General features: G+C 41.9%; 23 protein-coding genes and 1 other RNA gene. 18 read left to right on the top strand and 6 right to left on the bottom strand.

The window, feature by feature from the left end:
- Window positions 1-6 precede the first annotated feature (6 nt).
- Genes frr through lpxA form a run of 10 tightly spaced genes read left to right on the top strand, consistent with a single transcriptional unit; the run spans window position 7 to window position 9,998 of the window.
- The gene (gene frr, locus CYK47_RS00655) at window positions 7-561 is read left to right on the top strand and encodes a ribosome recycling factor (RefSeq protein WP_122897910.1); all 555 of its coding nucleotides are present in this window, start codon (window positions 7-9) and stop codon (window positions 559-561) included.
- Between the two features lie 3 nt (window positions 562-564).
- Entirely contained in the window at window positions 565-1,314 is a 750-nt protein-coding gene (uppS, locus tag CYK47_RS00650; RefSeq protein ID WP_122897908.1) for a polyprenyl diphosphate synthase, read from the top strand.
- A 3-nt stretch (window positions 1,315-1,317) separates the two neighbouring features.
- Window positions 1,318-2,145 carry a phosphatidate cytidylyltransferase gene (locus tag CYK47_RS00645; protein ID WP_122897906.1) on the top strand — a complete coding sequence of 276 codons (828 nt, stop codon included), beginning with the start codon at window positions 1,318-1,320 and terminating at the stop codon, window positions 2,143-2,145.
- Entirely contained in the window at window positions 2,146-3,339 is a 1,194-nt protein-coding gene (gene ispC, locus CYK47_RS00640; protein WP_122897904.1) for a 1-deoxy-D-xylulose-5-phosphate reductoisomerase, read from the top strand.
- 3 nt (window positions 3,340-3,342) lie between these two features.
- Complete coding sequence (rseP, locus tag CYK47_RS00635) at window positions 3,343-4,695, top strand: RIP metalloprotease RseP (RefSeq protein WP_122897902.1); 1,353 nt, start codon at window positions 3,343-3,345, stop codon at window positions 4,693-4,695.
- Between the two features lie 40 nt (window positions 4,696-4,735).
- Window positions 4,736-7,117, top strand: coding sequence for an outer membrane protein assembly factor BamA (gene bamA, locus CYK47_RS00630; RefSeq protein WP_122897900.1), 2,382 nt, complete (start codon window positions 4,736-4,738; stop codon window positions 7,115-7,117).
- A gap of 39 nt (window positions 7,118-7,156) precedes the next feature.
- Window positions 7,157-7,642: an OmpH/Skp family outer membrane protein gene (locus tag CYK47_RS00625; protein WP_122897898.1), complete on the top strand. Its 486-nt coding sequence runs from the start codon at window positions 7,157-7,159 to the stop codon at window positions 7,640-7,642.
- Between the two features lie 3 nt (window positions 7,643-7,645).
- Window positions 7,646-8,716: a UDP-3-O-(3-hydroxymyristoyl)glucosamine N-acyltransferase gene (gene lpxD / locus CYK47_RS00620; protein WP_122897896.1), complete on the top strand. Its 1,071-nt coding sequence runs from the start codon at window positions 7,646-7,648 to the stop codon at window positions 8,714-8,716.
- An 11-nt stretch (window positions 8,717-8,727) separates the two neighbouring features.
- Entirely contained in the window at window positions 8,728-9,213 is a 486-nt protein-coding gene (fabZ, locus tag CYK47_RS00615; RefSeq protein WP_122898138.1) for a 3-hydroxyacyl-ACP dehydratase FabZ, read from the top strand.
- The gene (gene lpxA, locus CYK47_RS00610) at window positions 9,210-9,998 is read left to right on the top strand and encodes an acyl-ACP--UDP-N-acetylglucosamine O-acyltransferase (protein WP_122897894.1); all 789 of its coding nucleotides are present in this window, start codon (window positions 9,210-9,212) and stop codon (window positions 9,996-9,998) included. Before fabZ ends, lpxA begins: the two co-directional genes overlap by 4 nt.
- Window positions 9,999-10,037: 39 nt before the next feature.
- Here lpxA and CYK47_RS00605 read toward each other — a convergent pair whose 3' ends face one another.
- Window positions 10,038-10,889, bottom strand: coding sequence for a tetratricopeptide repeat protein (locus CYK47_RS00605; RefSeq protein ID WP_122897892.1), 852 nt, complete (start codon window positions 10,887-10,889; stop codon window positions 10,038-10,040).
- 247 nt (window positions 10,890-11,136) lie between these two features.
- Here CYK47_RS00605 and ffs point away from each other — a divergent pair.
- Window positions 11,137-11,233, top strand: an RNA gene (gene ffs / locus CYK47_RS00600) — signal recognition particle sRNA small type.
- Window positions 11,234-11,287: 54 nt separating this feature from the next.
- On the opposite strand, the gene CYK47_RS00595 is transcribed toward ffs, so the two are convergent.
- The 4 genes from CYK47_RS00595 to CYK47_RS00580 all read right to left on the bottom strand — a co-directional run bounded on the left by CYK47_RS00595 (window position 11,288) and on the right by CYK47_RS00580 (window position 14,204).
- A complete protein-coding gene (locus tag CYK47_RS00595) occupies window positions 11,288-11,872 on the bottom strand; it encodes a regulatory protein RecX (protein ID WP_122897890.1) in 585 nt (194 codons plus the stop codon).
- Between the two features lie 54 nt (window positions 11,873-11,926).
- On the bottom strand, window positions 11,927-12,970 hold the full coding sequence (gene recA / locus CYK47_RS00590) for a recombinase RecA (RefSeq protein ID WP_122897888.1): 1,044 nt from the start codon (window positions 12,968-12,970) through the stop codon (window positions 11,927-11,929).
- Window positions 12,971-13,096: 126 nt separating this feature from the next.
- On the bottom strand, window positions 13,097-13,537 hold the full coding sequence (locus CYK47_RS00585) for an RNA-binding S4 domain-containing protein (protein ID WP_122897887.1): 441 nt from the start codon (window positions 13,535-13,537) through the stop codon (window positions 13,097-13,099).
- Complete coding sequence (locus CYK47_RS00580; protein ID WP_122897885.1) at window positions 13,530-14,204, bottom strand: HAD-IA family hydrolase; 675 nt, start codon at window positions 14,202-14,204, stop codon at window positions 13,530-13,532. The genes CYK47_RS00585 and CYK47_RS00580 overlap by 8 nt, the downstream gene beginning before the upstream one ends.
- 250 nt (window positions 14,205-14,454) lie before the next feature.
- On the opposite strand from CYK47_RS00580, the gene CYK47_RS00575 reads away from it, so the two are divergent.
- Entirely contained in the window at window positions 14,455-15,306 is an 852-nt protein-coding gene (locus CYK47_RS00575) for a 3'(2'),5'-bisphosphate nucleotidase CysQ family protein (RefSeq protein WP_122897883.1), read from the top strand.
- A 53-nt stretch (window positions 15,307-15,359) separates the two neighbouring features.
- Window positions 15,360-16,091 carry a histidine phosphatase family protein gene (locus tag CYK47_RS00570; protein WP_122897881.1) on the top strand — a complete coding sequence of 244 codons (732 nt, stop codon included), beginning with the start codon at window positions 15,360-15,362 and terminating at the stop codon, window positions 16,089-16,091.
- A 38-nt stretch (window positions 16,092-16,129) separates the two neighbouring features.
- On the opposite strand, the gene rpsT is transcribed toward CYK47_RS00570, so the two are convergent.
- A complete protein-coding gene (rpsT, locus tag CYK47_RS00565; protein WP_122897879.1) occupies window positions 16,130-16,396 on the bottom strand; it encodes a 30S ribosomal protein S20 in 267 nt (88 codons plus the stop codon).
- 214 nt (window positions 16,397-16,610) lie between these two features.
- On the opposite strand from rpsT, the gene CYK47_RS00560 reads away from it, so the two are divergent.
- From CYK47_RS00560 to CYK47_RS00540, 5 genes are all read left to right on the top strand, one after another.
- Window positions 16,611-17,273, top strand: a complete 663-nt coding sequence (locus tag CYK47_RS00560) for a Rossmann-fold NAD(P)-binding domain-containing protein (RefSeq protein WP_122897877.1) — start codon at window positions 16,611-16,613, stop codon at window positions 17,271-17,273.
- A gap of 21 nt (window positions 17,274-17,294) precedes the next feature.
- Window positions 17,295-17,801, top strand: coding sequence for a ribonuclease E activity regulator RraA (rraA, locus tag CYK47_RS00555; RefSeq protein ID WP_122897875.1), 507 nt, complete (start codon window positions 17,295-17,297; stop codon window positions 17,799-17,801).
- Window positions 17,802-18,057: 256 nt separating this feature from the next.
- Window positions 18,058-18,414, top strand: coding sequence for a hypothetical protein (locus CYK47_RS00550; protein WP_122897873.1), 357 nt, complete (start codon window positions 18,058-18,060; stop codon window positions 18,412-18,414).
- A 94-nt stretch (window positions 18,415-18,508) separates the two neighbouring features.
- Window positions 18,509-21,976 carry a transcription-repair coupling factor gene (gene mfd / locus CYK47_RS00545; protein WP_122897871.1) on the top strand — a complete coding sequence of 1,156 codons (3,468 nt, stop codon included), beginning with the start codon at window positions 18,509-18,511 and terminating at the stop codon, window positions 21,974-21,976.
- A gap of 145 nt (window positions 21,977-22,121) precedes the next feature.
- Window positions 22,122-22,556, top strand: a complete 435-nt coding sequence (locus CYK47_RS00540; RefSeq protein ID WP_004976660.1) for an HIT domain-containing protein — start codon at window positions 22,122-22,124, stop codon at window positions 22,554-22,556.
- Window positions 22,557-22,564 lie beyond the last annotated feature (8 nt).

Below are 22,564 nucleotides of genomic sequence, written 5' to 3'. Positions count from 1 at the left end.
GATCATATGATTAACGATCTTAAAAAAGACGCTGAAGTTCGTATGCAGAAGTCTTTGGAATCTTTAGAACAAGGTTTTAACAAAGTCCGTACTGGTCGTGCACATCCATCGATTTTAAATGGTGTGATGGTACCTTATTACGGTTCTGACGTGCCTTTAAACCAAGTGGCGAACGTCGGTGTTGAAGATTCACGTACTTTATTAGTACAACCATTTGAACGTTCAATGGTATCTGCTATTGATAAAGCAATCCGTGAATCTGATTTAGGTCTTAACCCAATCACTGCTGATGCAATTCGTGTACCGATGGCAGCATTGACTGAAGAAACACGTAAAGACATGCAAAAAGTGGCACGTTCAGAAGCTGAAAACGCTAAAGTTGCGATTCGTAACATCCGTCGTGACGTATTAGGCGATATCAAAGCATTATTAAAAGAAAAAGAAATTTCTGAAGATGATGAGCGTCGTGCAAGTGATGATATCCAAAAAATCACTGACAAACACATTGCAGAAGTAGACAAGCGTTTAGCTGCGAAAGAAGCTGAATTGATGAAGGTCTAATCAATGACCGCTGAAGACATCACACATCTTCCGAAACATGTTGCCATCATTATGGATGGCAACAATCGTTTTGCCAAAAAAAATCAGATGCAAAAAGGCGATGGCCATCGTGAAGGGAAAACTGTTCTCGATCCGATTGTCGAATATTGCCGTCAAGAAAAAATTCGTGCTTTAACAGTCTTTGCTTTTTCAAGCGAAAATTGGAATCGTCCGCAATTTGAAGTTGACTTGCTGATGAAACTGCTTGAAGACACGATTCACGAACAAATTCCACGTATGGAAAGATTTGAAATTTCTTTACGTTTTATTGGAGATCGTTCGCGTCTTTCGCCACATTTACGTGAGTTAATGTTGCATGCAGAACAAAGGACTGCTAAGTTCACTGAAATGACACTGTGTATTGCAGTCAGTTACGGTGGTATGTGGGATATGGCACAAGCTGCAAAACAACTCGCTGCTGATGTTGTAGCCAATAAATTGGCTGTAGATGACATTAATACCGAATGTTTTGCCAATTATATTAGTATGTCAGATTTACCACCTGTGGATCTTTTGATCCGTACTGGGGGAGATTTTCGATTATCTAATTTCTTGCTTTGGCAAGCCGCCTATGCAGAATTGTATTTTACTCAGACACTTTGGCCTGAGTTTACAGTGGAAGAGGTAGAAGATGCGTTTAACGTGTTTGCAGGACGCGAACGTCGTTTTGGTAAGACTTCTGAGCAAATCCAACAAGAGAAAAATGAGAATTAATCAATGTTAGAGCGGATCATTACCGCATTGGTATTGGTCGCAATTGTACTTTGCTGCATGTTTGCGACAACTTCACCATATCCAATGTTAGCCTTAATGACGATTGCTGCGGGGGTGGCAGGCTATGAGTGGTATAAACTCATTCCAAAAACAGCCGATCGTTTGATCAACACACCTTTGGCCTATGGATATGGCATTTTAACTGCAGCACTCTCTGCTTTAGCACTTTATTTTAACGATATTGTTATTTTACTTTGGTCTGCTTCGATTTTGTCGTGGTGCTTAAGTATTTACTGGGTCAAATCTTACCCAGATTATGATGCATGGTATAACCCAAGTTTGAAAGTCATTGGTGTCGTGCTGGTCGCTGCGGCAATTACCGCCATCTTTAGCCTGTGGAGCAGTTCTCCGTGGTGGTTGATGTACCTGTTCTTATTGGTCTGGGGTGCAGACAGTGGAGCTTATTTTGTAGGGCGTAAGCTTGGCAAAAATAAACTGGCACCTTCGGTGAGTCCAAATAAATCCTTAGAGGGTTTATATGGCGGAGTGATCACAGCCATGCTGATCGTGGTGGTGGTTGAGGTGGTGTATTTAGACCTGAGCCTCAGTCAACATATTCTATTTTTAGGGCTATCTGTGGTTACGGTGTTTAGTTCGGTGCTGGGCGATTTATTTGAATCGATGATTAAGCGTCGTGCTGGCATTAAAGATTCAGGTCGTATTCTACCAGGTCATGGTGGGGTACTTGATCGTATTGACTCACTCCTTGCTGCTGCACCTATCTTTGCCGCAGGGATGTATGTATTCAAATTAATTGGCGTAGATTTATAAATGTCACAAGCTGTTTGTATCTTAGGTGTTACAGGTTCCATTGGTCAAAGTACCTTAAAAATTTTACAACAACATCCTGAACAATACTCGGTGTTTGCAGTCACGGCACATAGCCGTATCGATGCATTAATTGACATTTGTAAACAGTATCAGCCCAAAGTTGCTGTTGTGCCGCAGTATAAAGTCGATGAGTTGGCACAAAAACTCAAAGCTGCAGGCTTATCACATATTGAAATTCTAAGTGGTGAAGCTGGTTTAATTGCTGTTGCCAAGCATCCAAGCGTAGATGTAGTGATGGCCGCGATTGTGGGTGCGGCAGGGCTGTTACCAACGCTGGCTGCAGTTAAAGCCGGTAAACGTGTATTACTTGCCAATAAAGAAGCTTTAGTGATGTCGGGTGACATTATGATGCAGGCTGCGCGTGAGCATGGTGCATTATTATTACCTGTAGATTCTGAGCATAACGCTATTTTCCAATGTTTACCGAGTGATTATTTAGATGCTGAACGTCACGGTAAACCGAAATTGGGAGTGCAGCAAATTTTACTTACCGCCTCAGGTGGGCCATTTTTAAATCACAGCTTAGAACAGCTAAAAACGGTGACGCCTGCGCAAGCCTGTAAGCATCCCAATTGGTCAATGGGGCAAAAAATCTCTGTTGACTCGGCAACGTTAATGAATAAAGGCTTAGAGCTGATTGAAGCCTGTCATTTATTTGCAGTTTCAGAAGATTACATCACCGTGGTCGTGCATCCAGAAAGTATTATTCATTCGATGGTGCAATATGTCGATGGCTCGACCTTAGCGCAAATGGGTAATCCAGATATGTGCACCCCAATTGCACATGCTTTGGCATGGCCTGAGCGTTTAACCACGCATGTGCCGCCGCTCGATTTATTTATCAATCAGCAATTGAATTTCCAAGCACCGGATGTGACACGTTTTCCTGCTTTAAAACTCGCACGTCAAGCCATGCAAGCTGGCGGAACTGCACCGACTATTTTAAATGCTGCCAATGAAGTAGCAGTGGCAGCATTCTTGCAAGGTCAAATTGGCTTTACACAAATTCCACAAGTGGTTGAGCAGAGTTTAACTACAATGGCGCACGCACAGGCCAACAGCCTTGAGGCCATCTTGGCGGCAGATCAACAAGCACGCGAGATTGCATCTGACTATATTCGAACAGGAAGCTAAAACATGAGTGCCTTATTTATGATTGTGGCGGCAATTTTGTTGCTGGGGCCATTAATTGCGATTCATGAATTTGGTCATTATTTTGTGGCACGTAAATTGGGTGTCAAAGTTTTAGTCTATTCGATTGGTTTTGGCCCAACCTTATTGAAGTGGACTTCTAAAAAGTCGGGCATTCAATATCAGTTGTCGGCATTGCCACTCGGTGGTTATGTCAAAATGTTGGATGAGCGTGAAGGTAATGTAAAAGCAGAAGATTTACCCAAAGCCTTTAACCGTCAGCATCCATGGAAACGTATTGCGATTGTGGCGGCTGGCCCGTTGGTCAATTTGGCCTTTGCTGTGTTGCTGTTTTGGGTTTTATTCTTACCTGAACAAACGCAGCTGAATACCCGTGTGGGTAAAGTCATAGAAAATACACCGGCAGCACAAGTCTTGCAGGTGGGCGATAAAATCAATGCGGTTGATGGCACCAATACACCAAATTGGGAAAAACTTAGCTTTGCCTTGGTGGATCGTGCCGGTGAAACCGGTCAAATTGCTTTAAGTATTGACCGTGCTGGACAAGATCAAGTTGTGCAATTGCCGATTCAAGATTTCTTAAAAGATCAAAGCCAATCTCCTCTTGATGAATTAGGCTTCTTGCCATACCGTCCAACGATTCCTGCCGTGGTGTCTAAATTGACCGAAGATGGTGCTGCGATTCGTCAAGGGATGCGAGTTGGCGATAAAATTACTGCCATAGATGGCGTAAAAATGAACGATTGGTATGCTGTGGTTGAAAAAGTACAAGCATCACCAGAAAAATTATTAAAAATCGAAGTATTACGTGATAATAAACTTATTATTTTAGAAGTGATGCCGCAAGGCAAACGTGACAATATGGGACGTGTTACTGGGATGCTTGGTGTACAAAGTGATCCTGGAAAAATTAATATCCCAGCAGAATATAAGCAAACCATCCAATATACCCCAATAGAAGCCTTGGGTATGGCGGCAGATAAAACCGTACATATCTCAAGTATGATCTTGAATTCTATGGTAAAAATGGTAAAAGGTTTAATTGGTTTAGATAATTTATCTGGACCGATCACCATCGCCAAAGTGGCAGGTCAAAGTGCCGAAATGGGATGGCAAACCTTTATTGGCTTTATGGCACTCATGAGCGTGAGTTTAGGGATTTTAAACTTATTACCTATTCCTATGCTTGATGGCGGGCATTTAGTCTATTATTTTATCGAACTGATTCGAGGTAAACCTGTTTCGGAACAAATACAATTAGTTGGATTGAAAATTGGTATGGTACTGCTCGGAAGTATGATGCTTCTGGCATTATTTAATGACTTTATGCGTTTATAACAAAACGTAATGGAATAAACTAACAGCGGAAAAGACTGGCATGCAGCACAGATATTTATTTATGCCTTTGGCACTGGTTAGTGCTATGGCAGCAGTACCACAAGTATATGCAGCGGACGCGTTTGTAGTACGGGACATCAAGGTCGATGGTTTAGTACGTTTAACGCCGGCGCAAGTTTATAGCGCACTGCCGATTCAAGTGGGACAACGTGTTGACGATGCTGCAATTGCTGAGGCAATTCGTGCTTTATATGCCACTGAAAACTTTGATGACATTAAAACGGCACATTTAGAAGACGTCCTTGGTTTTCAAGTGGTCGAACGCCCATTGATTTCAAGTGTGGAACTCAAAGGCAATAAACTCATTCCTAAAGAAGCTTTAACCGAAGGCTTAAAGAAAATGGGCTTGGCCGAAGGTCAGGTGCTTAAAAAATCATTATTACAGACGGTTGAATCAGAGCTTGAACAACAATACATGCAGCAAGGTCGTTATGATGCTGATGTAAAAGTGATCACCACCGCACAATCGAATAACCGCGTGGCAGTGACCTTAGAATTTGTTGAAGGTAAGGCTGCCAAAGTTGTTGATATCAACTTAATTGGCAACACTGTCTTTAAAGACGATGATATTAAACGTGCCTTTGCAGTCAAAGAGAGTGGTTGGAACTCTATTCTGTCGAAAAACGATCGCTATGCGCGTGAGAAAATGGCGGCCAGCTTAGAAGCACTGCGCGCTTTATACTTAAACAAAGGTTATATTAACTTTGATATCACCAATTCAAGCTTAAACTTAAGTGAAGATAAGAAAAATGTCTTTATTGAAGTGGCTGTGAATGAAGGCGAACAATTTAAGTTTGGCGAAAGTAAATTCTTAGGTGATGCTTTATATACGCCTGAAGAATTAAAAGCGTTACAAGTCTATAAAGACGGTCAAACTTACTCGCAAGAAAAAGTGAACTCGGTTAAACAGTTGCTACAACGTAAGTATAGCAATGCGGGTTATTACTTTGCCGAAGTAAACGTAGTACCACAAATTGACAATGACACAAAAACTGTCGGCTTAAACTACTACATTAATCCAGGTCAACAAGTGACCGTACGTCGGATTAACTTTAGTGGTAATGTGAAAACAGCCGATGAAGTACTACGTCGTGAAATGCGTCAAATGGAAGGTGCTTTAGCCAGCACAGATAAAATTGATTTATCTAAAGTTCGTTTAGAGCGTACCGGCTTTTTTAAAACAGTTGATATGAAATTGGCTCGCGTACCGAACGTACCTGACCAAGTCGACATTAACGTCAATGTGGAAGAGCAGCATTCAGGCACCAGTACCCTTGCTGTGGGTTATTCACAAAGCGGTGGTATTACCTTCCAAGCAGGCTTAAGTCAAACCAACTTCTTAGGTACGGGTAATAGTGTCGCGATTGATTTATCGCGCTCAGAAACTCAAGATTACTACAACTTAAGTGTGACTGACCCGTACTTCACCATTGACGGTGTACGTCGTGGTTATAATATGTACTATCGTAAAACCAAGTTGGATGACGATTACAACGTTAACAACTATGTGACCGACAGTATTGGTGGTGGCTTAACTTTAGGTTATCCGATTGATGAAAACCAAAGTATCAGTTTTGGTTTAAACCTCGACCAAACTGATATCACCACGGGGCCTTACGCATCGACCTATATTAATGACTATTTGGAAGATCAAGGCACAGATAGCTTCTTAAGTTATAACCTCAACCTAGGTTGGTCGTACAACACTTTAAACCGTCCGATGTTCCCAACCAAAGGGACATTACACCGCGTTAATGCAGAAGTGGCATTACCGGGTGGTGATGCGGAATACCAAAAAATTACCTATGAAGCACAAAGTTTCTTCCCGCTGGGTAAAGACTTTGTACTGCGTGGCTATGGTAAGTTAGGTTATGGTAATGATCTGCCATTTTATAAACATTTCTATGCCGGTGGTTATGGTTCGGTACGTGGTTATGAAAACAGCACTTTAGGACCAAAATACATCACCCAGTTTGATGCAGATCAAGAGGCAGCAGGTGAGGATGTCAAAGATCCATATTACGAAGAAGTGGGTGGTAATGCTTTAGTACAATTTGGTACAGAGCTGGTGTTGCCATTGCCATTTAAAGGAGATTGGACCAGTCAAGTGCGTCCAGTGGTCTTTGCTGAAGGTGCGCAAGTTTTTGATACCACCTGTGATGTACCTAACGACGCGCGTGATCAAAAGTTATGTAAAGATAACTATCAATTTGACCTGAATGAAATGCGTTATTCGGTAGGGGTAGGTTTTACGTGGATTACCATGATCGGGCCTTTATCACTCAGTTATGCATTCCCGTTAAATGACAAGCCAGGTGATGAAACCAAAAACATTCAATTTGAGATCGGTCGTACCTTCTAAGGACGACCTGATACTTTGGGCATTTGACAGGATATAACAATGAAAAAACTCGTAATAGCAGTTCTAGCAGGTTTGGCTTTAAATGTAACGCATGCAGCAGGTTATGGTGTGATTGACCTTGAACGTGTGGTGCAAAATAGCAGCTATTTAAAACAGCAAAATACCAGCTTGCAAAACACCATTAAGCCGCAAACCAGTCAGTTAGAACAACTGCAAAAAGATTTAGCGGGTATTCAGCAAAAAGGTCAAGCTGCCAAAACGCAAGCGGAACGTGAACAACTTGCCAAAGAGTTTGAAGCTAAAGCAGAACAAGCGGCAAAATTACAGCAGCAAGTACAAAACACCGTACAAAGCAGTATGCAAAATGTCAATAAAACCTTTGAGGGTCGAGTTAAATCGACAGCTGAACAATTGCGTCAAGAAAATAAACTAGATTTTATTCTCAATAAAAATGCTGCACTGGCCTATGACGTAAAAGCTGATTTAACTGATAAAATGATTCAAAAGGTTAATGCTATCAAATAACGTATGACTCATTCTTCATTTACCTTGCAAGATCTTGCTCGCCGTGTTCAAGGCGAGTGGATCGGGCAAGCCGACCTCCCATTGTCTAAACTGGCCAGTCTTGAGCAAGCCACAGCTCAACAGCTTGGTTTTGTGAATGGCGATAAATATCTCTCTCAAGCTCGTGCTTCTCAAGCAGGTGCTTTAATTGTTACAGAAGCGCTATTTAAACAATTGCCTGCCAATGGGAACTACATCATTGTGGCGAATCCCTACTTGGCGTTTGCGATCTTAACTCATGTGTTTGAACGTAAAGTTAGTAAACGTGGCATTGAAAGCACAGCGCAAATCGACCCATCTGCCATCATTGCCGATACTGCTTATATTGGGCATTATGTGGTAATTGGTGAAAATTGTGTGGTGGGCGACAACACCATTATTCAATCGCATGTCAAACTCGATGACTTTGTTGAAATTGGCAAAGATTGTTTTATTGATTCTCATGTGACCATTACGGGTGAGAGTCGCTTAGGCGATCGCGTGCGCGTGCATGCCAATAGCGTAATTGGTAGTGAGGGTTTTGGTTTTGCACCCTATCAAGGTCAGTGGCATCGTATTGCCCAACTGGGTTCAGTTCGTATTGGAGATGATGTACGCATTGGCTCGAATACCAGCATTGACCGCGGTGCCTTAGATGACACAATTTTAGACAATGGCGTGATTATTGATAATCTTGTGCAAGTCGCCCATAACGTGAAGTTGGGTGCAGGAACGGCCATTGCTGCGAAAACTGCAATTGCAGGAAGTACTACAATTGGCAAAAACTGTATCATCGGTGGCGGTTCTGCGATTTCAGGTCACTTAAATATTGTGGATAACGTGACTTTAACCGGAATGTCAATGGTGACAAATAATATTTCTGAAGCAGGGAAATACTCTTCAGGCATTGGTTTATTTGAAAATCAGCGTTGGAAACGTACCGTGGTGCGCTTAAGACAATTAGCAGATGTGCCATTGACCCAAGTCGTGAAAAAAATTGATGATATACAGACTCAGATTGAGTCCCTTGAATCAACTTTAAAATTGCGTAAATAACTATGAATATGATGACAGAGTCAACTCCGCCAGCATTCACGAAACCAGAATTGCCAATGACAATTCAAACCATTCGTGAATATTTACCGCATCGCTATCCATTTTTGTTAGTGGATCGTGTGGTTGAAATTAATGATAACAGCATTGTTGGCTATAAAAATATCACCATTAACGAAGAGTTTTTCCAAGGACATTTCCCTGAATACCCGATTATGCCGGGCGTACTGATTGTAGAAGCTTTAGCACAGGTATCGGGTATTTTGGGCTTTGTCATGAGTGGACAAAAGCCAACTGCAGATTCTTTATTCTTATTTGCAGGCGTAGATAAGGTAAGATTTAAGAAACAAGTGGTTGCAGGTGACCAACTTGTATTAAAATCTGAATTGTTAATGCACAAACGTGGGATCTACAAGTATGCTTGTACAGCCACGGTTGATGGCGTCGTTGCAACCACTGCGGAAATTACAGTTTCGCATCTAAAAGTCGAGCAGGCATGAGTAATACCGATTTAATCCATCCAACTGCCATTATTGATCCATCTGCTGTGATTGCAGCAGATGTGAGCATTGGTCCATACTGTGTTATTGGTCCCCATGTCACAATTGGGGCGGGGACTGAACTACATTCGCATGTGGTTGTCGGCGGTTATACCCGTATTGGTGAACACAACGAAATTTTTCAGTTTGCCAGTGTGGGTGAGGTTTGTCAGGATCTAAAATATCGTGGCGAAGAAACATGGTTGGAAATCGGTGATCATAACAGTATCCGTGAACATTGCAGTTTGCATCGCGGTACAGTACAAGACCAAGGCTTAACCAAGATTGGTAGCCACAATTTATTGATGGTCAACACTCATATTGCCCATGATTGTATGGTCGGCGATCATAATATTATGGCCAATAATGTGGGTGTGGCAGGTCATGTTCACGTAGGTGACTATGTGATTTTAGGTGGTAACTCGGGTATTCACCAATTCTGTAAGATCGGTTCTTATAGTATGGTAGGCGCAGCATCTTTAATTGTGAAAGATGTACCTGCTTACGTGATGGCATCAGGTAATCCTGCCCATGCATTCGCCATGAACTTTGAAGGGATGCGTCGTAAGGGTTGGTCTAAAGAGGTGATTCAAGCCTTACGTGAAGCGTTTAAACTGGTATATAAATCTGGTTTAACCAAAGATCAAGCAGTAGAAAAAATTCGTGCTGATTTATTACCACACTATGCTGAGGTCGGTCTTTTTGTTGATTCAATTGAACAATCTGAGCGTGGTATTGTGCGTTAAAAAGCACTGCTAAAAAAAGACACCTACGGGTGTCTTTTTTTACTTTAAAAATCCAGCTTCTTCAGAGTTTGGATAACTTTTTTGCAACATAGTGGCATATTCATGTGCAAGGGTTGGGTTTTTATCGACATTTTTAGCCATGCTGTATAAGCGATATAGGGCAGAGGCCGCTTTGGCTGACTGCGGATAACGATTTACGACTTCAGCATAATTGGCTTGGGCACGTTTATAGTTAATGGGTTCAATAGCTAAATAAAACTCACCCATCCAAAAATAAGCATTACTGACGTAAATGCTATTGGGATGATTTTTAATAAAATTACGCATCGGTGCAATGGCTTTGGCCGCTCCACCTTGTTTATAGGCCTCTAGGGCAATGGTATAGGCGGCACGATCTAGCTCATTATCATATTGTGCTGTTGAATCAGGCGTGACTTGCGAGTTTGGCTCAATACTGGGCGCTGCGGTGGGCTTAATTGGATCAGGCGTTGTAACATTTATACCACTGGGTGCAGTATCCTGTTGATTATCCTCCGCTTGTTCAGGGGTATCTTCGCTATTGTCGGCATCCAACTTTTGTTGTAATAGTTCTAAGCGTTGATCTAAGTCGGTGTAGCGATTATTGAGCTCATGGTTTAGCTTTTCGTTAGCATTTTCGAGTTCTTCAATCTTGCCACGTAAATGCCGTAACTCAGTTTCGAGTTGCTGATTTTTTTGAATGAGTTGCCAATTTAAATTGGTGGTGACTTGATCCCCGCCAGTACTGGCCGCAACAGGCGTTGCAAGCGTAGTGCTTTGACTTAAACCGCGTGATTCAATTGGAATGTTGGCAAAACTTAAGCTGCTTGCAAACAGCGCACAGCCAAACAAAATATGCTGATGGAGCATCATATTAAAAAATCCATATTTGTGATTATGGGCTTAAAAACCTGAGTCCATTAAAAACACATGCCTATTGAAAAGCAAGTCTTAGATACAGTGTAAAGTTGCTTTTATGTAGCGAAATGTAGAGATAAATCCAGCAATAATTCTAAATTGTTCTTAATTTAATCAAATAGATAGCTTTATTGATTTTTTTGTTGTTGAGGGCTTGCATAGCGCATAAAAATCTCTATAATCGTTTTTGCAATGGTAGCCCTGCTGGTTACTTCGCAATTGTATCCTATGAACCCCGCCAGGACCGGAAGGTAGCAACGGTAATAGACATATGATGTGCCGAAGGCTTGCTGGTAGGGCTGCCACCAGATTCTTATAATAATATTCAATCTCTGTTTTAAATATCTCCAGCTTTAATCATCATCCTCTCGACGGCTGATTGCTTTAAAAATCACATCTAAGTCAAAACCACGATATTGTAAAAAGCGAATCTGTTTGGCTTTTAGTTTTGGATCTTGGCTAACGTCTACGCCATATTTTTTCACTTTCAGTTGATAGGCTTGTTCTAACCAATCAATTTCTTGCATTTCCTCCCGAATTAAATCGCTATCAATTTTTTTATTCTTTAATGCCAGTTTAATTCGCGCAGGTCCCTTGCCTCTACGCTTTTGGCTAGATAATACAGTTTCAGCCATGCGTTGATCACTCTGATAATGCTGATTGGCCAGTTCTTCGACCAGCGCAATCACTTCATTACGATCCTCTGCATATAAAGCTAATTTTTCGATCAGTTCGGCTTTGGAATATTCTTTACGCGTCAGTACTGCAAAGGCATAAGAACGTAAACGTGAACCTTTAAGTAAGCTACGTTCGGCTTTTTTCTCTGCTTGATTAAAATTTAATGGGCTGTAGCCAGCATCTTTTGCGATGCTTTCATCACCATATTCACGTTTTAACGCGTCATAATCAATAATCTTGCTGAATTTGGCATCATTCATCATAATATCCTATAAAGACAAAAACGCCCCGTAGGGCGTTTTATACTGTTTTAATTATTCTGCAGGTTCAAATTCAGCATCATCGTCCTGATCATCAGCAGGTACTTGATTGGTGGTTAAAAGTTGCTCGCGGATTAGGCGCTCAATTTCTTGTGCCATTTGGGTATTTTCTTCTAACAAACGAATGACGTTGTTTTTACCCTGACCAATTTTGCTGCCTTGGTAAGAGTACCAAGCACCAGCTTTTTGCACGATGTCTTGTTGTACCGCAAGGTCAACCAATTCACCTAAATGATTCACACCACGACCGTAGAGAATCTGGAACAGCGCTTCACGGAACGGCGGTGCCATTTTGTTTTTCACGACTTTGACTTTGGTTTCTGAGCCAATAATCTCATCGCCTTCTTTGACCTGACCAATACGACGAATATCTAAACGTACAGAGGCGTAGAATTTAAGGGCGTTACCGCCTGTAGTGGTTTCTGGGCTACCAAACATCACACCAATCTTCATACGAATCTGGTTAATGAAGATCACCATACAGTTCGAGCGTTTGGCATTACCTGTGATTTTACGTAAGGCTTGGCTCATTAAACGCGCTTGTAGACCCATGTGCGAGTCACCCATTTCACCTTCAATTTCAGCGCGTGGGGTTAAAGCTGCGACAGAGTCGACCACGATCATGTCAACCGCGCCTGAACGCACCAGCATATCGGCAATTTCAAGCGCTTGTTCACCATGGTCTGGCTGTGATACCAGTAGGTTATCAATATCAACGCCTAATTTACGTGCATATTGTGGATCGAGTGCATGTTCAGCATCGATAAATGCACAGGTACCGCCATTTTTTTGACATTGAGCAATCGCTTGCAAGGTCATAGTGGTTTTACCTGATGATTCAGGGCCGTAAATCTCAATAATACGGCCTTTTGGTAAACCCCCAATCCCAAGTGCAATATCGAGTGTTAATGAGCCAGTAGAGATGGCTTCAACGGCTTGAACCGTATTTTCGCCTAAGCGCATTACTGTGTTTTTACCAAATTGTTTTTCGATTTGGCTCAAAGCGGCATTTAAAGCTTTGCTTTTATTTTCATCCATCTTACAACCTCAAAACTGTAGATTCACGATTCACCCAAGTGGATGTCTATGTGGGAAATAGTGACAGATTTTATTTTAATGTTCTAGTGTAATTGATGTTGGTGCGACATTCTATGACGCACTACATTAATCGTCTAAATAGGACCAATGTTGCTCAAAGCCCGCATCATTATCATGTCTAAAGCGTTGAATGTCACGACGATCTTTTTTGCTTGGACGATGATCAGGGCGAGCAAGATTATGCATTTTGCGTTGGGTCGCAATCAATTCACGTTTGGCAATGCTGGCTTCGGTTTCTTCATATAACAGCTGTGCCACAGGCGCAGGTCCACGTACATCAGACAATGCCTTAACCAGTACAGTTTTTTTCTCAATGCCTTGTGCGATCGTCAATTCCATGCCTACACGTACTTCGCGTGACACTTTAACGCGCTCGCCATTATGATGCACTTTACCGCCTTCAATGGCATTTTTAGCAATGGAGCGGGTCTTAAAAAAGCGCGCTGCCCACAGCCATTTATCAATACGCATGCCAACAGCATCTTCAGCTAAAGAAGATTTACGCATATATTTTCTGTTCCTCAACCTGTTGTAACATGGAAATTAAATCGGTGAGATGCTCAAGCATTGGATAGTTGGCTTGAGTTTTCGCCTGTTTTGTAGATGAGGGCTGTGCAATGGTAATCAAGTTTTTGATGCCAAAGTTTTTTGCGCCATTTAAAACTTTTTCGGTGTCATCAATAAAATAGCAGTGGTTGGGATCAAAAGGATGCAGCGCTTGTAGGTGTTGCCAAAACTCGACAAACTCTTTGGCATGACCTAAAGTTTCTGAGCTCACAATCACCTCAAAATACTGGGCTAAATCCATGGCTTTAAGCTTAAATTCAAGCCCTTTACAATCAGCATTGGTGGCCAGCCAGCATGGGTAACCCTCGGCTTTTAAAAATTCTAATAATTCAATACAACCGGCACGTTTTGCGACCTTATGTTGAAATTCAATTTGCATCGCCAGCACATCCACGCCAACTTTACTGCTCCAAAAACGTGATGAATACCAATTTAAAGTATGGTTATGTTGTTGATAAAACGCATAGAGTTTTTCTTGGCTATGTTGCAGTGAGCATCCATGTGCAGCGGCATAGCGCTCAGGTAATAGCTCATTCCAAATAAAATCATCATAGGCCAAATCGAGTAATGTCCCGTCCATATCAAAGATGATGGTTTGCTTTTGCATGAGGCGCTCCCTACAGTATAAGGCTGACTTGAACTTAAATCAGGCAAGAAAATCTGTGCAGCAGTATAACCGATTTCGTAAAATCAGGTCTTAGAGTCTTATTTGAGTCATTGACGCGCAAAAATGAGAATGATGTTTTAGGTATTAGCCTTATTTTTTCATTTACATTTAGCCTATAACAAAAGCACTTTAGCCCTGAGGTAGATTTGGGATTAAAATGCAGATAAGACTTTATTTTATGAGGTGAGCTATGTTTATCACCACGCAAGTGCCAAACGATGCCTTTATTCAACAAATTTTACCTTGTGTTTTGCAGGCTTGCGCAATGTTACGTGAAGAATATCAACATTATTGTGCGGGTGGGGCTTTTGATATCAATAAAAAATCAGATGATTCACCAGTGACCCAAGCAGATTTTCGGGTAAATCAGTACTTAACTGAAGCTTTGCAAGCCGTTTCGGATTTACCTTTGCTGTCTGAAGAAGGTGATAAAACTGGCCGTCAAGCTTGGCAAAAATTTTGGTTATTAGACCCTTTAGATGGGACTAAAGAATTTTTACATCAACGCCCGCAATTTACCATTAACTTAAGCTTAATAGAGGGGCACCATACCATCTTTGCCATGTTGGCGGTTCCTGAAGACTATAGTGTATATATTTGTCCCTTACAGGGCTTACCCCTCAAATACGATGCCAAAATCCAAACATGGTCGCAGTATCAAGCGCCTGCAGTCAATCAAGCCATTCAGGTCGGTTTAAGCCAAAGTAGTCAACAAAAGGCACAATATTTAGATTATTTAGTCGCTTTAGAGCAGATTACCCCGTATTCGATCTTTAAGTCAGGCAGTGCTTATAAGTTTTGTATGATGCTTGAGGACAAAGTCGATATTTATCCACGCTTCCATCCCACCTGTGAATGGGATACCAGTGCTGGGCAATGTTTAATTGAGCGCATTGGTGGAGGGTTGATTGATTTTCAAGGCCGCCCATTTATGTATAACCAACGTCAAACCTTACTCAATGGTGGATTTTTAGCCTATCGTAATCTTGAAATGAAACAACTGGCCTTACAGGCACTTGAACGCATGGTCCATAAGGATTGAGCTAAAAAATGAACATGCTATAGTGAAGTCTAACTTTTCATTGTGACAGTATTATGGCACTCGATTTGCTTCCTAGCAGCATGTTACATGCACTGGATCTTCTCCCAGATCCCAAAACGCCTGTCACGCTGTTTACGCGGCATTCTTTACGTGAACAAGTGACAGGCCAAGGTCTGGCAGGCTACGATTTACAATTGACTCCAGCAGGGCGTGATTTGGCCACTGCTTGGGGTGAATATTTAATTGCTAATAGTGGGCGTCAAATTCAACATTGTATTTCAAGTCCAATTCAACGCTGCGTGGATACCGCAGCGTTAATGATCCAAGGCGCTGATGCGATTGATACTGTCAATACCCATCATATCGAGATTGTTGAGCAAGGCTTGTTGGTTGAACCGGGGAGCTTCGTGTTGGATATTCAAAAAGCCGGCCCTTATTTTAAGCGTCAAGGGGCTTTAGGATTCATCAATAGCTTTGTAAATAATGCATTGCCAGGGATGAAACATCCCATTAGTGGTGTGGTCGATGTGCTTGAATTGATTTATAACACCCATCCGCGCAATCGTTATGGCTTAAGTTTGGCGGTCAGTCATGACACGATTATTGCTGCAATTTTGGCAGTGATGTCGCAACGTCAAGAGGTCACATCCGAAGATTGGCCACAGATGATGGAAGGCTTATTTGTCTGGTTTGAAGGTGATGAATTTTTAGAATGTCAATTAAAATGGATTTGGCGTGGCAAATTACATTGTCTAGATATTGCCAAATTTAATGCTGCCCAATAAAAAAAGCCCTGTAACAGGGCTTTTTTTAAATGCATAAATTAGTTAGCTAATGCTTTAACTTGTGCATTTAAACGGCTCTTATGACGAGCAGCTTTGTTTTTATGGATGATGCCTTTGTCAGCCATGCGATCGATTACTGGAACCGCAGTTTTGTAAGCTTCTGAAGCAACAGCATAATCGCCAGCAGCAATAGCAGCTACTGTACGTTTAAGATAAGTACGAACCATAGAACGTAAGCTTGCGTTGTGTTTGCGTGCTTTAACGTTTTGACGAGCACGTTTTTTAGCTTGAGCAGAGTTTGCCACTCGTGCACTCCTTGAAATAGATTAGTCTGGGCGGGCTGCAACTCAACTGAAAACCAACATCAGAAGAACTATACCCAGCCCGTAAACAAGTGCCATATTTTGATTTAACATTGCTGTTAAGTCAAGCCTTGACACGCCGTGATGCCATTTTAGCCGTATAAAAAACTTAAAGAAAACCTAAGATTACTCAGATTATGTGGAGATTGTACAAAAAATGATTAATTCGATCAAAAAAGTCTTGGTGATTGGTGCCAGTGGTCTAGTGGGCAAGACCTTGGTTTTACAGTTGAATGCACTCGATAGCTGTGAAGAAATAGACGTCATTGTGCGCCGTGAACAGCTCGCATTTTTATCACAAAAAAAAATTCAACAAATTGTGTTGGATGACTTTTTATTGCTCAATTATGAACAGATGCAAGGCTACAGCCATATGTTTAGTTGTTTAGGCAGCACTTTAAAGCAAGCAGGCTCCAAACAGGCCTTCTATAATGTCGACTATAAAATCAATGCACATATTGCCAATTTAGTGCGTTATACCCCGACACATCTGTTAGTGTTGAGTAGTATGAATGCGAATGCTGACTCGGTATTTTTCTACGCAAAAGTTAAAGGTCAGCTTGAAGATTATCTTAAAAATTTAAATTTATACCGTTTGTCGATTATTCAACCATCTTTATTGCAGGGGCAACGTGATGAAGCACGTTTTTTAGAAGATTTAGCGCAAAAAATCTATCAAAAAATGGTGGATTATCTGCCACAACACTTTAGATATCGTCCTGTGACTGCCAGTCAAGTGGCTCATACTATGGTCGAGGCTGCACAAAATCAGCAAAAATCGTGTGAAACTTATGCTAATTTGTGTATACAAAAACATTAAACACAATAGAGGGATCCACCCGTGACGGCATTTGTAACTTGCGATTTACTTGACGATCATCCACAACTCGATTTACAGGTGGTTGCACCGTATATTGATGGAAAGGCATTTAAAAGCTACGGCGCACGTAAAACCTTTGGTGGTCAAGTGGTCACCGTAAAATGCTATGAAGATAATTCGCGTGTAAAAGAATTATTGGCCACTGATGGCACAGGTAAAGTGCTCGTGGTGGATGGAGGTGCATCAATGCGCTGTGCATTAATGGGGGATTTAATTGCTGAATCTGCGGTAAAAAATCACTGGAATGGTGTAGTGATTTATGGTTGCGTGCGTGACGTAGATGCCATTGCAACCCTTGATTTGGGTGTGCATGCGTTGGCGGCGATTCCGCAAAAAAGTACGCGTAAAGGTGTAGGCGAAGTCGATTTAACTTTAAGCTTTGCGGGGGTTGTGATTCGTTCAGGTGATTATTTATATGCAGATAACAACGGCATTGTGATTTCACGTAAAGCTTTAGTGAAACTCTAACATATACCCACCCATGTTTCGGCATGGGTGGGTTTTTTAATTATTTATCCAATGCTCAAACTATTGAATTGAGCTTAAGCCTCTAAACAACACGCTTAAAGTCAATGCTATCTCAGCCTAAAAAATAATTTTAAATAGTTAAATTCTCTCTTCTGCTGAAAAGTTGTTCAATAGCCTAAGTATAAAAATAAGCAATACTGCCGCTAAAACTAAAAAACAGCTAAACTGAGTAGTCGCTTTCCTCAGGATTTACCGCATGTTTGATAAAGTTCGTCAATTGTTTAAAAGCAAAGAAGATCCACGTTTGGTCTTTATGCGTGAGCATCAACTCGAATGGGATGAGGCGCGTGGCTATAGTGTAGGTGGGCTGGTGCTAAACGAAAGCTTATCTGAACGCTTAGAATATTTTTCAAACCGCCGTTTAAAGAAATTTGATGATCTAAAAGATCTTTATTTTGCAGCCATGCTGATTAATGAAAAAATTGATCTTGAAATTGCTACAGGCCGTTATGTGGCGCGGTTGGGTAATAGCCAAGAAAATTTACACGAGTTTAAAGGTATTATCGCGCTGTTAGGTGAATATTACCGTCAATTTATACGCGAAAAGCGTTAATCCTTTTGTGGTAAAGGATTGCATATAAAAATTACCGAAAGCTTCAAAAACATCATGTTAAGATAGATGTCTGTCTTTCATGCTTAGAATGGCCATGTTTCAAGATTCCATCGCACAGCTTCAATTAAAACAACTTAAAGTCGGCGAAAAACGCTGGATCGGTAATTTACAAGGTTCAGCTGCAGCGCTGTTATTTAAAGAGATTGCCAAAAATACACCACAGCTTTTGGTGATTGTGGCGCGTAATAATCAACATTTGGCCCAACTTGAAAGCGGGCTTGAGTTTTATGGGCTTAGCCCCACCATTTTCCCAGATTGGGAAATTTTGCCGTATGACCGTCTATCACCGCATCAAGATATTGTTTCTGAACGTTTGGCGATTTTATCCAATATGCCAAGCCAAGGTATTTTGCTGCTGTCGGCGTCGACCTTGGCGCAGCGTGTCGCGCCAACCTCGTGGGTATTGGGTGAGCACTTTGATATTTATGTGGGGCAAAAATTTGCTTTAGAACAGCAAAAACAACGTTTGGTACAAGCCGGTTATCAATTGGTGGATACGGTATATGACCATGGTGAATTTGCGGTGCGGGGCAGCATCATGGATATCTATGCCTCAGGCCAAGCTGCACCGATTCGTATTGATTTGTTTGATGATGAAATTGAAAGCTTAAAGTTTTTTGATCCCGAAACGCAGCGTACCACACAAACTTTGTCGCGTTTTACTGTGTTGCCTGCCAAAGAATTTCCACTTAAAGAAGCGCGTTCACTGTTTCGCGATCGTTATGCGGAAAGTTTTCCAAGCGCCAATCCCAAGAAAAATCAAATCTATCAAGATGTGTTAGACGGTATTGCTGCACCCGGCATTGAATTTTACTTGCCACTGTTCTTCGATGCCAAAGCCATGCAGACGCAAAGTACTTTGTTTGATTATTTACCATCGTCGGCAATTGTCATCACGGATAAATTTGCAGAAGAGGGTTGGAATAATTTTTATAAAGATGTGTTACGTCGTTATGAAGAGCGTCGTCACAATATTGATCAGCCTTTATTGCACCCGGAACAACTGTTTTTAGCACCTAATCATATTTTAGAAAAACTGAATACTTTCCCGCGTGTGATTGCTTCGCCTGAAGCATTTAATGATGATAAAGCTGGGCATTTTAATTTAGCGACCCAACCGCCACCGCGTTTACCTGTTGATCCGAAACGTGAAAAACCGTTTAGTAAAGTGAAAGCCTATGTTGATGCTGCCAATCATCCTGTATTGTTGGTGGCAGAGAGCGCAGGCCGCCGTGAAACCTTAAAGGATGCGCTGCGCAGTAGCTTAGGTGAAATTCCGGTGGTGGAGAGCTTTGAAGCCTTCCAACAATCACTGTTTGCCATTGCCATCACGCATGCGCCTTTAGACCGTGGTTTATTGGTCACTGATCAGTTGAGTGTCATTTCAGAAAATCAACTCTATGAACATCGCGTGGTGCAACGTCGCCGTAAGCGCCAACAAGAGATTTCTGAAGAATATTTAATTAAGAGCTTAACCGAGCTGTCAATTGGCGCACCGGTGGTGCATATTGATCATGGTGTCGGGCGTTATGCCGGATTAATCACCTTAGAAATTGATGGGCAAGACCATGAATTTTTACAGCTCGATTATGCCGATGGTGCCAAAGTATATGTACCTGTGACCAACTTGCACCTCATTAGCCGTTATAGTGGTGGCGATTCGGATTCGGCGCCACTACATAAAATTGGCTCAGATGCATGGAACAAAGCCAAACGTAAAGCACTCGAGCAAATTCATGATGTGGCAGCAGAACTTTTGCATATACAAGCACGTCGTCATGCTAAACCGGGCTTTGGTTTTGAGCTCGATGAAAAGATGTATATGCAATTTGCCTCCGGTTTTGCCTATGAAGAAACCTTAGATCAAGCCAATGCCATTGAAGCCACTTTGTATGACATGCAACAGGCCAAACCGATGGATCGTTTAGTCTGTGGTGATGTCGGCTTTGGTAAAACCGAAGTGGCGATGCGTGCGGCCTTTGTCGCGGTGCAAAATGGCAAACAGGTCGCGGTGCTTGTTCCCACCACGTTATTGGCGCAGCAGCATTATGAATCCTTTAAAGATCGTTTTGCAGATTGGCCGGTACGCATTGAAGTGTTATCCCGTTTTGGTTCGAGTAAAAGTCATCTAAAAACCTTAGAAGATTTAAAAGATGGCAAAGTGGATATTGTGGTCGGCACACATAAAATCCTGCAAGAAAGCGTGGAGTTTGCTGACTTAGGTTTAATGATTGTCGATGAAGAGCATCGCTTTGGGGTGCGCGATAAAGAACGAATTAAAGCCATGCGCGCCGATGTTGATATGCTGACCTTAACCGCAACACCAATTCCGCGTACCTTAAATATGGCCTTTGGTGGCATGCGTGATTTATCGATTATTGCCACACCGCCCGCGCGTCGTTTGGCAGTCAAAACCTTTGTCCAAGAACAAACTGATGACTCGGTCAAAGAAGCGATTTTACGTGAATTGCTACGTGGCGGTCAGGTGTATTTCTTACATAACGAAGTCGATAGCATTGAACGCATGGCAGAAAATATTCGCAATTTAGTGCCAGAGGCGAGGGTGGCGGTCGCCCATGGGCAAATGCGTGAACGTGAACTTGAGCAAGTCATGCAGCAGTTTTATCACAAAGAATACAATGTCTTAGTCTGCTCAACCATTATTGAAACCGGGATTGATGTTCCCAATGCCAATACCATCATCATCGAACGTGCTGATAAACTCGGTCTGGCTCAGTTACATCAATTGCGTGGTCGTGTTGGGCGTTCGCATCACCAAGCCTATGCTTATTTACTTGTACCATCGTTAAAAGGCTTAAAAGGTGATGCTGAAAAACGCCTTGATGCTATTCAACGTGCTTCAACTTTAGGTGCAGGTTTTATGCTGGCCACCGAAGATTTAGAGATTCGCGGTGCAGGTGAGTTATTGGGTGAACAGCAAAGTGGTTCGATGCATGCCATTGGTTATAGCTTGTATATGGAGATGCTGGAAAAAGCCACCAAAGCCATTCAAAACGGTAAAACCCCGAATTTTGATGCACCACTTGCACTGACCTCTGAAATTAGTTTGCATTTACCAGCTTTAATTCCAGATGACTATTTGGGCGATGTACATCAGCGTTTATTGTTCTACAAACGCATCAGTAATGCCACCACGCAAGATAAGCTTGATCATATCCGTATGGAATTGATTGATCGTTTTGGTATTGCCCCGCAAGCGGTGAAACATTTATTTGCGGTACATCAGATTCGTTTAAAGGCAGAAACATTAGGCATTACCAAAATTGATTTAAGCGCACATGGGGGTCATTTGGAATTTTCACCAGATACACCTGTCCAAGCGACCAGTATCATTCAAATGATGCAGCAACATCCAACCTATTTTAGAATGCAGGGTGTTCAGCGTTTAAAAGTCATGGTGCTGCAAGAAGAGCCAGAAAAACGCTTGAATTTTGTGAATGATATTCTCAATCATTTACTCAAAGATCTGCCAAAATCTTAACTTGACCCATGTAGAGCAGGCAAAGCCAAAGCTTTGCCTGTTGTATTTTGATATTTATACGGAAAGCTTTATTCGGGCGTACTCAGGGCGAAATTGATGTGATAGTATTAGCCATCACTTTCATTTTGCGTCATAAATAAAGAATATGTTTAGTTTGCATCCACAACTTGCTCAAGATACATTTTTTGTCGGCGACTTTCCGCTCTCTACATGTCGTTTAATGAATGATATGCAGTTCCCTTGGCTGATTCTAATTCCACGTGTGCCAGGGGTGACAGAATTATACGAACTCAGCCAAGCTGACCAAGAACAATTTTTACGTGAATCAAGCTGGTTATCGAGCCAATTATCCCGTGTTTTCCGCGCTGATAAAATGAACGTTGCGGCTTTAGGTAACATGGTGCCACAATTACATTTCCATCATGTGGTACGTTACCAAAATGATGTGGCTTGGCCAAAACCGGTATGGGGTACACCTGCAGTGCCATATAGCAACGAAGTTTTAGCGCATATGCGTCAAACCTTAATGTTAGCTTTACGTGGTCAAGGTGATATGCCATTTGATTGGCGTATGGACTAGTCTGCGCT

Source organism: Acinetobacter sp. B51(2017) (genome assembly GCF_003711395.1).
Taxonomy (GTDB): Bacteria; Pseudomonadota; Gammaproteobacteria; order Pseudomonadales; family Moraxellaceae; genus Acinetobacter.
Note: the sequence above shows the minus strand (reverse complement) of the source record. Positions and strands in the feature narration are given on the sequence as shown.

Excerpts from the sequence above, each read along its gene's own strand:
- frr (WP_122897910.1), top strand. The coding sequence starts at position 7 with ATGATTAACGATCTTAAAAAAGACGCTGAAGTTCGTATGCAGAAGTCT.
- uppS (WP_122897908.1), top strand. The coding sequence starts at position 565 with ATGACCGCTGAAGACATCACACATCTTCCGAAACATGTTGCCATCATT.
- CYK47_RS00645 (WP_122897906.1), top strand. The coding sequence starts at position 1,318 with ATGTTAGAGCGGATCATTACCGCATTGGTATTGGTCGCAATTGTACTT.
- ispC (WP_122897904.1), top strand. The coding sequence starts at position 2,146 with ATGTCACAAGCTGTTTGTATCTTAGGTGTTACAGGTTCCATTGGTCAA.
- rseP (WP_122897902.1), top strand. The coding sequence starts at position 3,343 with ATGAGTGCCTTATTTATGATTGTGGCGGCAATTTTGTTGCTGGGGCCA.
- bamA (WP_122897900.1), top strand. The coding sequence starts at position 4,736 with ATGCAGCACAGATATTTATTTATGCCTTTGGCACTGGTTAGTGCTATG.
- CYK47_RS00625 (WP_122897898.1), top strand. The coding sequence starts at position 7,157 with ATGAAAAAACTCGTAATAGCAGTTCTAGCAGGTTTGGCTTTAAATGTA.
- lpxD (WP_122897896.1), top strand. The coding sequence starts at position 7,646 with ATGACTCATTCTTCATTTACCTTGCAAGATCTTGCTCGCCGTGTTCAA.
- fabZ (WP_122898138.1), top strand. The coding sequence starts at position 8,728 with ATGACAGAGTCAACTCCGCCAGCATTCACGAAACCAGAATTGCCAATG.
- lpxA (WP_122897894.1), top strand. The coding sequence starts at position 9,210 with ATGAGTAATACCGATTTAATCCATCCAACTGCCATTATTGATCCATCT.
- CYK47_RS00605 (WP_122897892.1), bottom strand. The coding sequence starts at position 10,889 with ATGATGCTCCATCAGCATATTTTGTTTGGCTGTGCGCTGTTTGCAAGC.
- CYK47_RS00595 (WP_122897890.1), bottom strand. The coding sequence starts at position 11,872 with ATGAATGATGCCAAATTCAGCAAGATTATTGATTATGACGCGTTAAAA.
- recA (WP_122897888.1), bottom strand. The coding sequence starts at position 12,970 with ATGGATGAAAATAAAAGCAAAGCTTTAAATGCCGCTTTGAGCCAAATC.
- CYK47_RS00585 (WP_122897887.1), bottom strand. The coding sequence starts at position 13,537 with ATGCGTAAATCTTCTTTAGCTGAAGATGCTGTTGGCATGCGTATTGAT.
- CYK47_RS00580 (WP_122897885.1), bottom strand. The coding sequence starts at position 14,204 with ATGCAAAAGCAAACCATCATCTTTGATATGGACGGGACATTACTCGAT.
- CYK47_RS00575 (WP_122897883.1), top strand. The coding sequence starts at position 14,455 with ATGTTTATCACCACGCAAGTGCCAAACGATGCCTTTATTCAACAAATT.
- CYK47_RS00570 (WP_122897881.1), top strand. The coding sequence starts at position 15,360 with ATGGCACTCGATTTGCTTCCTAGCAGCATGTTACATGCACTGGATCTT.
- CYK47_RS00560 (WP_122897877.1), top strand. The coding sequence starts at position 16,611 with ATGATTAATTCGATCAAAAAAGTCTTGGTGATTGGTGCCAGTGGTCTA.
- CYK47_RS00550 (WP_122897873.1), top strand. The coding sequence starts at position 18,058 with ATGTTTGATAAAGTTCGTCAATTGTTTAAAAGCAAAGAAGATCCACGT.
- mfd (WP_122897871.1), top strand. The coding sequence starts at position 18,509 with ATGTTTCAAGATTCCATCGCACAGCTTCAATTAAAACAACTTAAAGTC.
- CYK47_RS00540 (WP_004976660.1), top strand. The coding sequence starts at position 22,122 with ATGTTTAGTTTGCATCCACAACTTGCTCAAGATACATTTTTTGTCGGC.